Origin of the sequence: Actinomadura scrupuli, assembly GCF_050971785.1 — a bacterium.
Classification (GTDB): domain Bacteria; phylum Actinomycetota; class Actinomycetes; order Streptosporangiales; family Streptosporangiaceae; genus Actinomadura_E; species Actinomadura_E scrupuli.
This window is the reverse complement of the sequence record NZ_JBPCCU010000002.1, coordinates 668,893-682,157: the sequence shown is the minus strand read 5'-3', so window position 1 is coordinate 682,157 and position 13,265 is coordinate 668,893. Positions and strand designations below refer to the sequence as shown.

The 13,265-nt window shown below is 70.7% G+C and carries 13 protein-coding genes; 8 read left to right on the top strand and 5 right to left on the bottom strand.

The window, feature by feature from the left end:
- Positions 1-220: 220 nt before the first annotated feature.
- The 5 genes from ACRYCC_RS10865 to ACRYCC_RS10845 all read left to right on the top strand — a co-directional run bounded on the left by ACRYCC_RS10865 (position 221) and on the right by ACRYCC_RS10845 (position 4,687).
- Positions 221-1,123, top strand: a complete 903-nt coding sequence (locus tag ACRYCC_RS10865) for a helix-turn-helix transcriptional regulator (RefSeq protein WP_433810862.1) — start codon at positions 221-223, stop codon at positions 1,121-1,123.
- A gap of 87 nt (positions 1,124-1,210) precedes the next feature.
- The gene (locus ACRYCC_RS10860; protein WP_433810860.1) at positions 1,211-1,789 is read left to right on the top strand and encodes a hypothetical protein; all 579 of its coding nucleotides are present in this window, start codon (positions 1,211-1,213) and stop codon (positions 1,787-1,789) included.
- Positions 1,790-1,942: 153 nt separating this feature from the next.
- On the top strand, positions 1,943-2,188 hold the full coding sequence (locus tag ACRYCC_RS10855) for a hypothetical protein (protein WP_433810859.1): 246 nt from the start codon (positions 1,943-1,945) through the stop codon (positions 2,186-2,188).
- A 169-nt stretch (positions 2,189-2,357) separates the two neighbouring features.
- Entirely contained in the window at positions 2,358-3,380 is a 1,023-nt protein-coding gene (locus tag ACRYCC_RS10850) for a Gfo/Idh/MocA family protein (protein ID WP_433810857.1), read from the top strand.
- A 161-nt stretch (positions 3,381-3,541) separates the two neighbouring features.
- Positions 3,542-4,687: an NDMA-dependent alcohol dehydrogenase gene (locus tag ACRYCC_RS10845; protein WP_433810856.1), complete on the top strand. Its 1,146-nt coding sequence runs from the start codon at positions 3,542-3,544 to the stop codon at positions 4,685-4,687.
- Between the two features lie 72 nt (positions 4,688-4,759).
- Here the strand turns inward: ACRYCC_RS10845 and ACRYCC_RS10840 are convergent, their stop codons facing one another.
- Both ACRYCC_RS10840 and ACRYCC_RS10835 read right to left on the bottom strand, forming a co-directional pair.
- Positions 4,760-5,515 (bottom strand): SDR family NAD(P)-dependent oxidoreductase, encoded by a 756-nt coding sequence (locus ACRYCC_RS10840; RefSeq protein WP_433810854.1) that lies wholly within the window; start codon positions 5,513-5,515, stop codon positions 4,760-4,762.
- Positions 5,516-5,623: 108 nt separating this feature from the next.
- Positions 5,624-6,466 carry an alpha/beta fold hydrolase gene (locus ACRYCC_RS10835; protein WP_433810852.1) on the bottom strand — a complete coding sequence of 281 codons (843 nt, stop codon included), beginning with the start codon at positions 6,464-6,466 and terminating at the stop codon, positions 5,624-5,626.
- 55 nt (positions 6,467-6,521) lie between these two features.
- Between ACRYCC_RS10835 and ACRYCC_RS10830 the strand changes: the two genes are divergently transcribed.
- The gene (locus ACRYCC_RS10830; protein ID WP_433810850.1) at positions 6,522-7,169 is read left to right on the top strand and encodes a TetR/AcrR family transcriptional regulator; all 648 of its coding nucleotides are present in this window, start codon (positions 6,522-6,524) and stop codon (positions 7,167-7,169) included.
- Between the two features lie 77 nt (positions 7,170-7,246).
- Here the strand turns inward: ACRYCC_RS10830 and ACRYCC_RS10825 are convergent, their stop codons facing one another.
- The 3 genes from ACRYCC_RS10825 to ACRYCC_RS10815 all read right to left on the bottom strand — a co-directional run bounded on the left by ACRYCC_RS10825 (position 7,247) and on the right by ACRYCC_RS10815 (position 11,131).
- Positions 7,247-8,284 carry an alpha/beta fold hydrolase gene (locus tag ACRYCC_RS10825; protein ID WP_433810848.1) on the bottom strand — a complete coding sequence of 346 codons (1,038 nt, stop codon included), beginning with the start codon at positions 8,282-8,284 and terminating at the stop codon, positions 7,247-7,249.
- A 295-nt stretch (positions 8,285-8,579) separates the two neighbouring features.
- Positions 8,580-10,202 (bottom strand): PP2C family protein-serine/threonine phosphatase, encoded by a 1,623-nt coding sequence (locus tag ACRYCC_RS10820; protein WP_433810846.1) that lies wholly within the window; start codon positions 10,200-10,202, stop codon positions 8,580-8,582.
- A gap of 347 nt (positions 10,203-10,549) precedes the next feature.
- On the bottom strand, positions 10,550-11,131 hold the full coding sequence (locus tag ACRYCC_RS10815) for a TMEM165/GDT1 family protein (protein WP_433810844.1): 582 nt from the start codon (positions 11,129-11,131) through the stop codon (positions 10,550-10,552).
- A 437-nt stretch (positions 11,132-11,568) separates the two neighbouring features.
- Here ACRYCC_RS10815 and ACRYCC_RS10810 point away from each other — a divergent pair, with 437 nt between their 5' ends.
- The gene (locus ACRYCC_RS10810; RefSeq protein WP_433810842.1) at positions 11,569-12,051 is read left to right on the top strand and encodes a hypothetical protein; all 483 of its coding nucleotides are present in this window, start codon (positions 11,569-11,571) and stop codon (positions 12,049-12,051) included.
- A gap of 105 nt (positions 12,052-12,156) precedes the next feature.
- Positions 12,157-13,233, top strand: coding sequence for an ATP-dependent DNA ligase (locus tag ACRYCC_RS10805; RefSeq protein WP_433810840.1), 1,077 nt, complete (start codon positions 12,157-12,159; stop codon positions 13,231-13,233).
- The last annotated feature ends 32 nt before the right edge of the window (positions 13,234-13,265 follow it).

Sequence of the window (13,265 nt, the reverse complement as noted above, 5' to 3'; positions counted from 1 at the left end):
CGGCCGCCACCAGGCGGTAGCAGCAGTCCGTCGGTCATATCCGCCCGCTCTCTGCGCCCAGGGTCTTCAGCCTGTCGTGCGCGACCAGATCTCCAGCCGGGTCAGGCCCGGCCGAATGGCTACGATCATCAGGGTAGGTGGACATGCCCGGCCGGTCCTGGTACCGATACTGCTAGCTTCGGCCTGTCAGCCGCCCATTCCGCCCGGGAGTCGAATCGGCGTGACGAATGGCCACGAGACCCCGCAGTCCACGCGCCGTACCGAGCTGGCCGCCTTTCTCCGCGCTCAGCGGGCACGGCTGCGGCCGGCCGACGTGGGACTGCCGGAGGACCTCCGACCCGGCCTTCGCCGGACTCCCGGCCTGCGGCGTGAAGAGGTCGCCCGGCTCTCGGGTGTCGGCGTCACCTGGTACACCTGGCTGGAACAGGGCCGGAACATCTCGGCGTCGGAACAGGTGATCGATGCGCTGGCCCGGGCACTCCTGCTCGACCCGGACCAGCACCGGCACCTCCGCGGCCTGGCCGGTCTCGCCACCACCGCGGGCGAGACCCGCGTCGACGACGTACTTCCCCGGCTGCAGCGGCTGGTCGACGCGGCCGCCCCCAGCATCGCCTCCATCTATGACGTGCACCTCGACTACCTGGTGTGGAACACGCCCTACGCTCGTCTCCGGCATGACCCCGCGAGGCTCCCCGCCGACCGGCGCAATCTCCTGTGGATGATGTTCACCGACGCGGAGAGCCGTGCCCGCATGGTCCGCTGGGAACCGGCCGCGCGTGCCGTGCTCAGCCAGTTCCGAGCCGCCGTCGGGCGGCGGCCGGACGACCCGCGGTTCGCGACGCTGGTGGCGGCGCTGACCGAGGCCAGCCCGGAGTTCCGGGAGTGGTGGGCGGAGTACCCCGTCCGCGACTTCAGACCCGCGACGATCAAGATCGATCACCCCGGGATCGGCCGGCTCGACCTGGAGATGTTCCAGCTACGCCCGGTCGAGCACCCGGACCTGCTCATGGTCCTGCAGGTACCCGCAAGCCCGGATGACCTACGACGGGTCACCTCGCTGCTCGGCCGGCCGGGTTCGGCGGTGGCCGGTGAACCGACGAGCCGGAAGAGGCGTCAACAATGACGAGTTCGACGGGCGGCACCGCCGCCGGCCCCGGACGGGCGGTGCCCGGCTCGGCTCGGAGACCAGAACGAGGAAGGTGTGACGACCGTGCGACTTCCCTCCGGTGAGGCTTCGCGCACCGCCAGGCCCCGCAAGCGCGGGCGGCGCCTCCTGTGGCTGCTCGTGGCCGCCGCCCTGGCCGCCGTCGTTATCGGGGTGCCGTACGTCGCGCACGCGCTGCTGAATCCGTGGGCGATCTCGCTGACCGGCCGGCCGACGCTGACCGGATACTGGCAGGGCCAGGTGGCGTTCGCACCGGGTGATCAACGGAGTGTGGTGCTCCACATTCGCTCGGAGCCACGGACCGGGCGATGCCCGAACTGCTCCCCGATCGACGGCGCCGTGCGGGTGTGCGCGGGCGCACGGCCCATGACCTACGAGCTGACCGGCAGGGTGCACGACCGCCACGCACGCGGCTTCCGGCTGAGCGTCTCCCCCGGCGAGACCGGCGGCCGGTACCTGCGCTGGTTCGACGGCACCTGGCCGGGCGGCGACCAGATCAGCGTCTCGGCCACGATCCTGGTCATCGACGCCGACGGCGTCAGCCGCAGCGACCACCAGCCGGCCCAGCCGGTGCGCTTCGCCATGCGCCGCGCCGCCAAGGCCGACTTCACCGCGGCCTGCTGAGCCGCGGGCCCGGGGGAGTTCTCGCCCGGCCCCGGCGTCGACACGACGCGCCTATCCCCCGCAAGGCACCTGCACCCTGCGCGGGAAGACCTCCGGCATCGCCCACATCACCATCACCTGCTCACCCCGAGGGCCGGATGGAACAATCGGCCCATGGCCCGCTTCGAGCGACTCACCATCGAGGAAGCCCGCACCCTCAGCCGCGAACAGCTCCTCCCCCGGATCGAGGACGAGCAGCGGTACTGGTACCGGCGCATGAACCGCATGGAGATACGCGTCGGCGACGACGAGGCGTTCAAGACCTTCACCGAGATCATGCACATCGTCATCGACCCCGGCCGCTCCGTTCCGGACACGGACTACTGGAAGAAGCCACTGGGCGAGCTCGGCGAGCTCTAGAGGTCATGCCGCCCGGCACAGGGCCGCGACCTGTGCGCCTTCGCCCCTGACGGGACCGTGGCCGGCCGATTCCGGTTTGCGCCGCCGGCGTGCTCGCCCGCGCCCGACCTCGGTGAATCCGCCGCCGTGGACTCCGATACGTTCGGTCATCAGGCGTATGTTTCCCAAGATGGAGGGCCCTGTGCGGTTCGGACTGGTCGGCTATGGTTTCGGCGGCCGCTATTTTCATGCTCCGCTGCTGGCGTCGGCGCCCGGCATCGACTTCGTCGGCGTGGTGACCCGGTCGCCGGACCGGCGCGCGGAGCTGGCCGCCGACCGGCCGGGCGTACCGGCGTACGACTCGCTGGCGGCCCTTGCGGCGGCGGGTGCGCAGGCCGTCGCGATCTCCACTCCGGCCGACACCCACATCGCGCTGGCCCTCGAGGCGATCTCGCTCGGCCTGGCCGTGGTGGTGGACAAACCGTTCGCGTTGGACGCCCCTTCGGCCCGCGGCGCGGTCGAGGCGGCCGAGCAGGCCGGGGTGCCGCTCAGCGTCTACCAGAACCGGCGCTGGGACTCCGACCTGCTGACCGTCCGCCGGCTCATCGACACCGGCGCGCTGGGCGAGGTGACCCGCTTCGAGTCGCGGTTCGAGCGGTTCTCGCCCGAGCCGGGGCCGCCCGCCGCGGGCGGGGGGACCCTGCGCGACTTCGGCGCGCACCTCGTCGACCAGGCGCTACTACTCTTCGGCCCGGTGCGCAGGGTGTACGCGGAGATGCGCGGCCGCCACGACCTCGACGACGACGTCTTCGTCGCCCTGCACCACGAGGGCGGCGTCGAGTCCCATCTGTGGGGCAGCTGGGTGCAGGCCGCCCCCGGGCCACGATTGCGGGTCACCGGCACCACCGGTGCGTTCGTCATCGACGGGATCGACGGCCAGGAGGACGAGCTGATCGCCGGCCGTACACCGGCCACCGAAGGCGATCGCTGGGGTACCGAGCCCGAGTCGCGCTGGGGCCGGCTCTACCGGGGGGCTGAAGGTGAGCCCGTACCGGCCGAGCGGGGCCGCTGGGACACCTACTACCCCGCGTTCGCCGCCGCGGTCCGCGCCGCGGCCCCCGTGCCCGTCGACCCATGGGACGTCGTCCGCAACATCGAGGTGCTCGACGCCGCCCGCGAAAGCGCGGCGACCGGCCGCACCGTCGCCCTCTGAACCGATCCCGTCCCCCTTGCGTCCCTCCTGGAAGCAGCCGTGCGGGCTGTCCTGCACGGCCGCCCGGCCTAGCCGTCGACCGATTCGCCGCAACCAGTGGATTTCCGAATCAGGTTCTAGTATCAAGAGCTAGAACGTTCGGAAAACCCGAAGGAGCACCAGTGCAGACTCGAGCGGCGATCCTGTGGGAACCCCGTACCGACTGGAGTATCGAGGACATCGAACTCGACGATCCCAAGGCGGGGGAGGTCAAGGTGAAGCTCGCGGCGTCGGGGCTGTGCCACTCCGACGAGCACCTCGTCACGGGTGACATGGTCCTCGACCCGGAGATCGCCGCGCTGCTGGAGCTCGAGCAGTTCCCCGTCATCGGCGGGCACGAGGGCGCCGGCGAGGTCGTCGAGGTCGGCCCGGGCGTCACGACCCTGCAGCCGGGCGACCACATCGTGCTGTCGTTCGTCCCGGCCTGCGGCCGCTGCCCGTCGTGCGCCATGGGCCGCCAGCACGTGTGCGACCTCGGCGCGGTCCTTCTCGCCGGCCGCCAGATCGGCGACTTCACGTCCCGGCACCACTCCAAGAGCGGCAAGGACCTCGGGATCATGTGCTGCACCGGCACGTTCTCGCCGTACACCGTCGTCAACGAGGCGAGCTGCGTGAAGATCGACGAGTGGATTCCGCTCGACAAGGCCGCCCTCGTCGGCTGCGGCGTCACCACCGGATGGGGAGCGGCCGTCAACGCCGCCGACGTCCAGCCGGGAGAGACCGTCGTCGTGATCGGGCTGGGCGGCATCGGCATGAACGCCGTCCAGGGTGCGGCCATGGCCGGCGCCCGCCACGTCGTCGCCGTCGACCCGGTCGAGTGGAAGCGGGACAAGGCCGGGACCTTCGGTGCCACGCACACCTCGGCGTCGATCGAGGAGGCGGTCGCCAAGGTCGCGGAGATTACCTGGGGTGCCAACGCCGAGAAGGCGATCCTGACCACCGGCGTCGCCACCGGCGACCTCATCGCCCCGATGATGTCGCTGGTCGCCAAGGGCGGCCGCGCCGTCGTCACCGCGGTGGCGCCGATCAGCCAGGAGGACGTGAAGCTCAACCTCTTCGACCTGGCGATGCAGCGCAAGGAACTGGTCGGCTGCATCTTCGGCAACGCCAACCCCCGCCGCGACATCCCCCGGCTGCTGCGCCTCTACGACGAGGGCAAGCTCAAGCTCGACGAACTGGTGACCAACACCTACACCCTCGACGAGGTCAACAAGGGCTACCAGGACATGCGCGACGGCGCCAACATCCGCGGCATGATCAAGTACTGAGCCGGACACCGGGACGCAGGGCCGGGGCGGGACGAGACCCCACCCCGGCCGGGGTGGCCTGGTGGCCGTGGGTCAGCCGGCCTGGTTGGTGGGACGGATCAGCACCTCGTTGAGCGCGATGTGGCGTGGCCGGGTGATGATGTACGCGATCGCGTCCGCGACGTCGGCGGACTGCAGCGGCTCGACTCCCTCGAAGCGGGCCCGCGAGGCCTCCAGGATCTCCGGGCGCAGATGGGTCGTGAGCTCGGTCGCGACGGCGCCCGGCTCGACCACCGACACCCGCACGTGCCGCTGGGCGACCTCCTGCCGCAGTGACTCGCTCAGCGCCGTGACCCCGAACTTCGTGAGGTTGTAGACCCCGCTGCCCATCCTGGCGACCCGGCCCGCCACCGAGCTGATGTTGACCAGGTCCGCCACCCGGCGCGGAGAGTCCTCGGCCGCCCGGAGCAGGTGCGGGAGGGCGGCGTGGGCCACGTAGAGCAGCCCCTTGACGTTGATGTCGACCATCCGCTCCCACTCCTCCAGCGGCGCGCCGACCGCCGGGCCCAGCAGCATCACGCCCGCGTTGTTCACCACGGTGTCGAGCCTGCCCAGCTCGGCCACGGTGCGCTCGACGGCGCCCACCGCCTCCTCCCGGGAGGTGATGTCGGCCTCGATGACCAGGGCGCGTTCGCCGATGTCGGCGGCCAGCGCCTGGAGGCGGTCCTTGCGGCGCGCGACCAACGCGACCCGGGCTCCGAGCCGGCCGAGCTCCTTCGCGGTCGCCTCGCCGATTCCGCTGCTCGCGCCGGTGACCAGCGCGACGGTTCCGTCCAGTGGGTTCGTCATGTACCCCAGCCTGCAGTACGGGAGGGCTCAAGTGACAACCGGCCGCCCGCCGGCTTCGGCCGCGGGGATCGTGGCCGGGGGCCGGTCGTGGACGTCGAGGCGCCGGGTTCACCGTGCGGATGGCTCGGTGAGGAACCGGCCGATCTCCTCCGCCACGGTCTCGGGTTCGTCCAGCATCGACAGGACGTAGGCACCGGGCACTTCGGCGTACCGCCCCGCGGGCAGTAGCTCGGCCAGGCGGCGGCCGTGTTCGGGCGGCATCACCCGGTTGTCGGGTGACCAGAGCACGAGCGCCTCCCCGGTGAACCGGGTCAGCGCCTCGGTGGCACGGACAAGCTCCTCCCGGTCGAACGGCCCACGGCAATAGGCGAACAGATCGCGCCGGATGCCGGGATCGCGCAGGAGCGGCTCGGTCCAGCGGCGGACCAGGTCGTCCGGCAGCGGCCGACGCGCCATCTGCCCGAACAGCATGGGCAACCGGCGGAGCCGGCCGACGCGCAGCTGGCGGGCGGCGAGCCGGAGCCCGCCGGGCAGCCGGGCGGCGAGCGCCACCATCTTGCCGGGCAGGCCGGGAGGGAAGTTGCCGAACGCCTCGCACGGGAGGATCACCTGCCGGGCGACGCGCCGGTCCAGGCCGTAGGCGGTGAGGAACAACGCCCCGCCCCAATCGCTGTGCACCAGAGTGACGTCCTCCAGGGCGAGTGCGTCGAGGAAGCCGGCGACCAGGCCGACCTGTCCGCGCAGCGTGAGATCGGTGCCCGGCTTCATCGGCCGGCGATGGGCTCCCAGCGGCAGGACGGGCCGCACGTACCTGAACCCCTCCGGTAGGAGCGGCAGCACGCGGTCCCAGACCGTGTGGTCCATCAGCAGCCCGTGGAGCAGGACGACCGGTGGACCCGACCCGACCTCGTCGTACTCCAGAACGCCTCCCTCCACCTCGACGTTCCGCACGGCGACCTCCCCGACTAGAACGGTCTCTCTAGAAAGACCGTTCTATCATGGCCGCATGGGAACCGACCAGAGGATCGTGCTGGCGATGGCGGAGCTGCTGCGGACACAGGGATACGCCGCCACGGGGATGAACCAGCTCGCTCGGGCCGCCGGAGCTCCGACCGGCTCGCTCTACCACCATTTCAGGGGCGGCAAGCGCGAGATCGCGGCGGCCGCGCTGCGGCAGACGGGGGCCGCCTACATCCAGCTGCTCCCGTTGCTGCTCGACGACCACGACGATCTCGCGACCGGGATCGAGGCGGCCTTCGCCGCGGCCGCCGCGGACATGCGCGACACCGGCTGGGCGAACATGTGCCCGGTCGGCACCGTCACCGGCGAGGTCGCCGACACCGAACCCCTGCTACGGGAGGTCGCCGCCGAGGTCATGCGGAGCTGGGCGGAGGAGGGCAGCCGCTACTTCACCGGGCGCGGGCTGTCCGACACCGACGCGCGCAGCCTGACGTTCGCCGTGCTCACGGCGATCGAAGGAGCCTTCATCCTGGCCCGCGGGCTGCGCTCCACCGAGCCGTTCCTCGCCGCCGGCCGCACACTGGCGGCCTACGTCGCGTCCCTGCCCTGCACCCCCGCCACGACGGCACCGGCCGGGCGGCAGCGCACACCGGGATCGACGGCCGCCGGCCGGCCGGCGAAACCCAGGGGATGATCGTCGGGACCGGGCCGCCGGCAACGCTCAGCACCGGCCGTGCCCGGGCCTCTGGTCCCACGCGACGGATCGCCCCCTTACCGCTTTCCCCTGGCGACCGCCGGCACCACCGCCCCTGATTCGGTCGTCGTGAGAACTATCCGAGCGATCAGGTCAGGCGCATCGTAGAGGGGCACATGTCCGCAGCCGGGGAGTTGCACCAGCCGCGCCTGCGGAATCTCCGCCTTGACCCGCGCCGCCTGGTGTCCGGGCAGGAGCCGGTCCTTGGTGCCCCACACGATGGTCACGGGCACGTCCGGGATATCGCCGGAGAAAAGGCCGGGAACCCGTCCGGCCCGCAGGGTCGCCATGAAGCCCGCCGCGTCGCGCATCGCCCGCAGGGCCACGGTCACGGCCTCCGGCGGGCACGAGTCGGGGTCGCCGTAGAGCATGCCGGCCAGCGCCGCCCGCCCCATGGCCGTCCTGCTCAGCCGCAGCAGGACCGTCTCCGGCAACAGCCGGGCGCCATTGCGAGCCGCGGCCAGCATGGCGAACGTGTACCGCCGCTCGGCCTCGTTCCAGAAGCCCGCCGGGGCGATCGCGGTCACACTGCGCGCGCAGCCCGCCTGAGCGAGCCGCAAGGCGATCAGCCCGCCCAACGAATGGCCAACCACGTGCGGCCGTTCCAGACCGAGCGCGGCGAACACCTTCTCCAGCGCCGCGACCACGGTCGGCAGATCATGCGATAACGACTCAGGCAGATCCGGCGACTGGCCGAACCCAGGCAGATCCAGCGCTATCACCTCGCGCTCTGCGGTCAGGAACGGCACCACCGCATCCCATGAGCGCCGATGAAGCCCGATGCCGTGCAGGAGAACGACCGGCTCCCCCGACCCCTGCCGCTCGTACGCGACCTTCACCGCCCGTGAACCCGCCACCAGCCCTCGCACGAACGAGACTCGCCGTGCCGGGCCCTGCCGCCGTCGCACCGGGCCGTCGGATCCGGCGAGGGAGGCGTGGTCCGGCACGATCACCTCCACCCAGCTGCGCGCTCGGGCCGCGGCCTGTGCGCCTTTCCGAATAACGGCTCCGCCGAGCTGGGAGACGACGTTAAAGGAAGACACCATGGGAACCATTGCCGACCACCTCCGCGCAGGCTTTGACGAACGCTTCTCCTTCCGTCTCGTTTCTCACGGACGCCGTATCGAGTGGACTTTCTCTTGCTTATATACCCACGGGGAAACCCTGAGTCCCCTCATCTTCCTCGGGCATGCCACGACCGCTACGGATGAATTGTCGGCATCCGCGGCGTCGTCATGCCGGCATACGTGTTCGGCCTGTCCGCTCGGTGCGCTGATTCCGTCCGGCCGGCTCCGGCCTCGGACGGCGCGGCGTCGCTGCCCGTCGGCGCTCCTGCCCACGCTGCGCCGGTCAGCGTGGGGAGGGCAGGCGGGTGAGGAGCAGGCTGACGTCGTCGTGGCGGTTGGGCAGTGCGGTGGTGACGGTGTCGCAGATGGCCTCGAGTGCGGCGCGAGGTCGGTCGAGGGCGGTGCGCAGGGCGGTGATGCCGGTGTCGATGTCGTGGTCGCGGCTCTCGACGAGGCCGTCGGTGTAGAGCACGAGCGTGCTGCCGTCCGGGATCCGCACCCGGGTGGTCTCGAAGGTGGCCTGGCCGACCCCGAGCGGCAGGCCAGGCGGCAGGTCGAGCACGGTGGTGCTGCCGTCGGCCTGGAACAGGATCGGCGGCACATGGCCGGCGCGGGAGATCGCGCAGGAACGATCGGTGAGGTCGCAGACGGCGTAGATGCACGTGGCGCACTGATCCGGATCGGTGTCGTGGGTGACCTGGTCGAGCCGCCGCAGGAGTTCGGCGGGTGGCAGGTCGAGGCCGGCCAGCGCACGGACGGCGGTGCGCAGCCGGCCCATGGCGGCGGCGGCCACGGCGTCGTGGCCCATCGCGTCGCCGATGACCAGGCCCACCCGGGTCTCGGAGAGAGCGATCACGTCGAACCAGTCGCCGCCCACCTGGGTCGTCCGGCTGGCGGGCAGGTTGCGATGGGCGATCTCCCAGCCCAGCGGGACCGTGAGCTTCTTGGGGATCAGGTTCTCCTGCAGGGCCTGGGCGGTGCGGCGTTCCCGGTCGTACAGGCGGGCGTTGTCGATGCAGATCGCCGCCTGCGCGGCCAGATCCTCGGCCGTGGCCACGTCGTGGTCATGGAAGGGGCGCCGGTCCGACCTGCGGGTGAAGGCCACGAAACCCAGAAGCGTGCCGCGGGCCTTCAACGGCATGGCCAGCATCGACGCCTGCTCCAGCAGATACGCGCCCTCGTCACGGAGCACACCCCTGATCCGTGCGATGTCCTGGGCGTCCATTTCGGCGGCCCTGAGCAGGACGGGCTCGCCGCCGCTCATGCAGCGGGCGAACGGGGACACCGCCCGGTACACGACGACCTCGTCGGCGGGGAAGGCGTCGACCCAATCCTGGGCATCGGTGTGCAGGACCGCCAGGCCGAGCGCGAGCCGGCGTACCTCGACCGATCCAGTGGGTGCGGGGTCGGGCAGCGCCTCTTCGCGAAGCAGGCGCTCCAGGACGTAGATGCCGGCGAAGTCGGCGAATCTGGGGATCGTCACGTCCATGAAGTCGCGTGCGGTCTGGCCCAGGTGCAGGGTGGTCCCGATCCGCGTGCTCACCGCGTTGAGCAGGGCCAGGCGCTCGAAGTCGTCGGCGGCCCGGTCGTCGGCGCTCCGCGGGTCGGGCATCCGGATCGCGGTGACCATTGCCGAACCGTCCGCCCAGGCACCCCGTAACGGCTCCCAGCAGAACATGGCGTCATGGACCCGGCCGTCGGCGCGTTCGACCGGCAGGACACCGCTCCAGCACCGGCCCGCCGCCACCTCCGTCAGGGCCCAGGTGATACTGCCACGATGTTCTCCGTCTGCTCCGTGCAGCAGCAGCTCACCGAAGTGGCGACCCGCCGCCTGCACGGCCGAGTAACCGAAGAAACGCTGTGCCGCGACGCCCCAGTGCCTGACGTGCCCTTCCCGATCGAGCAAGAGCGCTGCCGATTCCGCCCATGACGCCGCTGTGTCCGAACGAAACCATCCAGCACCATTGGCCATGAATTCCGACATCACCACGGGCAGCGACACCTCCGAAGACGGCAACCACGATCACCTCGAGATGATGCTCCACGGGCGTCGCGCCCAGCAGCGTCTCCTCCATTGCGACTACAATAAGCGAGGAAGTGAACACTGTCAGGCATGCACCGATTCGGTCATCGAGCACGTCACAGCGGCGCCACGGCGCCGATCAATGGCGGCCGCCGGCACTTTTCCGCGCCCGCGTCTCCGCCGGCTCCTCGACGACGTAGCGGTGGATCGGGCGAAGCACCCAGCCGGGGTCAGCCGGTGAACGCCTCGATGAGCGTCCAGACGGCCAGCCCCGCCATGCACAGGCCGCCGATGATCTGCACGGTCTTCAGCGGGACCCGCTTGGCGATGAAACGGCCCACCAACAGCGCCAGGGCCGAGACCGACACCAGGGCCGCGGCCGAGCCGATCGCGGTGGACAGGGCGCCGTCGGTGGCGGCCAGGTTGGCGGTGGTGATCTGTGTGAGGTCACCCCACTCGCTGATGAAGACGGCCATGAAGGCGGTGGTGTAGACGGGCCAGAAGCCGGTGACGGCCCGGCCGCTCTCGTCCGTGTCGCCGTCGGCTCCGTTGCGCAGCAGGACGAAGGCGCCGAAGGCGAACAGGGCGGCGGAGACGAGCTTCACCGCGAGGTTCGGCAGCAGCCCGATCAGGCTGCCCGCGCCGACCGCGATGGCCACGTGCACGATGAAGGCGGTCGAGGTGCCGAACCACACGTACAGCGGGCGCATGCGGGTGCCCATGGCCAGCGAGGCGAACATCGTCTTGTCGGGGAGCTCGGCCAGGAAGATCAGCCCGAAGGCCGTGATGATCGCCAGGGGGTCGAGAGTCATCGCGGTGCTTTCTGCTGGGGCCGGGCCGCGTGCTCCACTCCCCCAGGCGGGCGACGGGAAGAACCACTCGGCCCGGCACGACGGAGCCGCCCGCACGTGGTGCGGGCCTGGTCATGCCATGGCCGAAGGTCTCGTCCGTCCCCGCACGGTGTGCGGCGACCCGGTGGCCGGGACATTTACGTCCAGCATGTCGACCAGCCGGTATTTCGGGACTACTCCCCTTCGCGTCGCCCAGTGTAGCCGCCGGACCTGGTCCGGCCGCCGCGGGTGGTGGCCCTGACCCGCCGGAGCGGGCCCTGGGCGGAAAACGCACCCTTATCCCGCGGAGTTCTGTTGCTCTATATAGTCGAATGATGACAGACTGTAGTCAGAACGAAACCGCCCGACATGAGCGGTTTGTTCTGACCCCCGGATGTTGACGAGACGAGGGACCCCCCATGAGACGCAATGCAGGCAGGACGTTGCTCGGCGCGCTACTGACGCTGGGCCTCGCGGTATCCGGCACCGGGATGACCGAGGCGCAGGCGGCGAACGTGTCCTCCGAAGACGTGACGCTGACCGCAGTCGACGTGATCTACCACACCAACAACGACGACAAGGACCACAACACCAAGGTGTTCACCACGGTGCGCGACAACCGCGGCATCGAGGTCGCCACCCTGGACGAGCACTTCGGCAGCGACACGTGGGACGACGACGAGGACGACGGCCCCTACGGCCTGCGCCTGACCAGCCCCGCGACCTGGGCGTCCATGAAGGGCGGCCAGCTGGTGGTGCGCATCGAGCCGGACGGGCGTGACACGTGGAAGTTCAACGCCCAGGCGACCCTGTTCTTCTCCGACGGTGAGCGGCGCCACGCCGTGGCCCGCAACCACTTCCTCGACCAGAACCTCCGGCAGATCGAGATCGAGATCATCTGATTCGCCGGAAGACCCGGCCTGGGTGCGGGCGGCGACCCGATTCGGCTCGCGTGCCGCACCCAGGCTCGCCCTCCTGCGGGCCGGTGCAGGGGGGACAATGAGGCGATGAACCTTCCGGTCGCTCCACCGGTCGCGCCGATGCTGGCGAAACCGGTCAAGAAGATCCCCACCGGCCCCTACAGCTTCGAACCCAAGTGGGACGGTTTCCGGGCGATCATCTTCCGGGACGGTGGCGAGATCGAGATCGGTAGCCGCAACGAGCAGCCGATGACCCGCTACTTCCCCGAACTCCTCCAAGCCTTCACCACCCACCTGCCGGACCGGTGCGTGATCGACGGCGAGATCATCATCCCCGACCCCGACGGCACCCGCCTGGACTTCGAGGCCTTGCTGCAGCGCATCCACCCCGCCGAGAGCCGGATCAACCTGCTCGCCGAGCAGATCCCGGCGCATTTCGTGGCCTTCGACCTGCTCGCCCTCGACGACACCGACCACACCGGCCGCCCGTTCTCCCAGCGCCGCGCCGCGCTCGAGCAGGCTCTCGCGGGTGCGGGGTCGCCGGTCCACCTGACGGCGGCGACCACCGACCACCAGGTGGCGGCGGACTGGTTCGGGCGGTTCGAAGGCGCGGGCCTGGACGGCCTGGTCGCCAAGCCCCTCGACGGGGCCTACGAGCCGGGCAAGCGGACCATGCTCAAGATCAAGCATGAGCGGACCGCCGACTGCGTCGTCGCCGGCTACCGGGTGCACAAGAGCGGCCCGGAGACGATCGGGTCCCTGCTCCTGGGCCTCTACACCGACTCCGGTGACCTCGCCAGCGTCGGAGTCGTCGGAGCCTTCACCATGGACCGGCGCAAGGAGCTGTTCACCGAACTCCAGCCGCTGGTCACCTCGCTGGAGGGGCATCCCTGGAACACGGCGGCGCAGGACGCCGGCACCCGTACCCCCCGTAAGGCCGAGGCCAGCAGGTGGAACACCGGCCGGGACCTGTCGTTCGTGCCGCTGAAGCCCCAGCGGGTCGTGGAGGTGCGCTACGACCACATGCAGGGCACCCGGTTCCGCCACACCGCCCAGTTCGTCCGCTGGCGCCCCGACCGCGACCCGGCCTCCTGCACCTACGCCCAGCTCGAGGAACCGGTCAACTTCGACCTCGCCGACGTGCTGACCACCACGGCCACCTGACCCCACCCCCTATCCCTGACCCAGGTCTCACG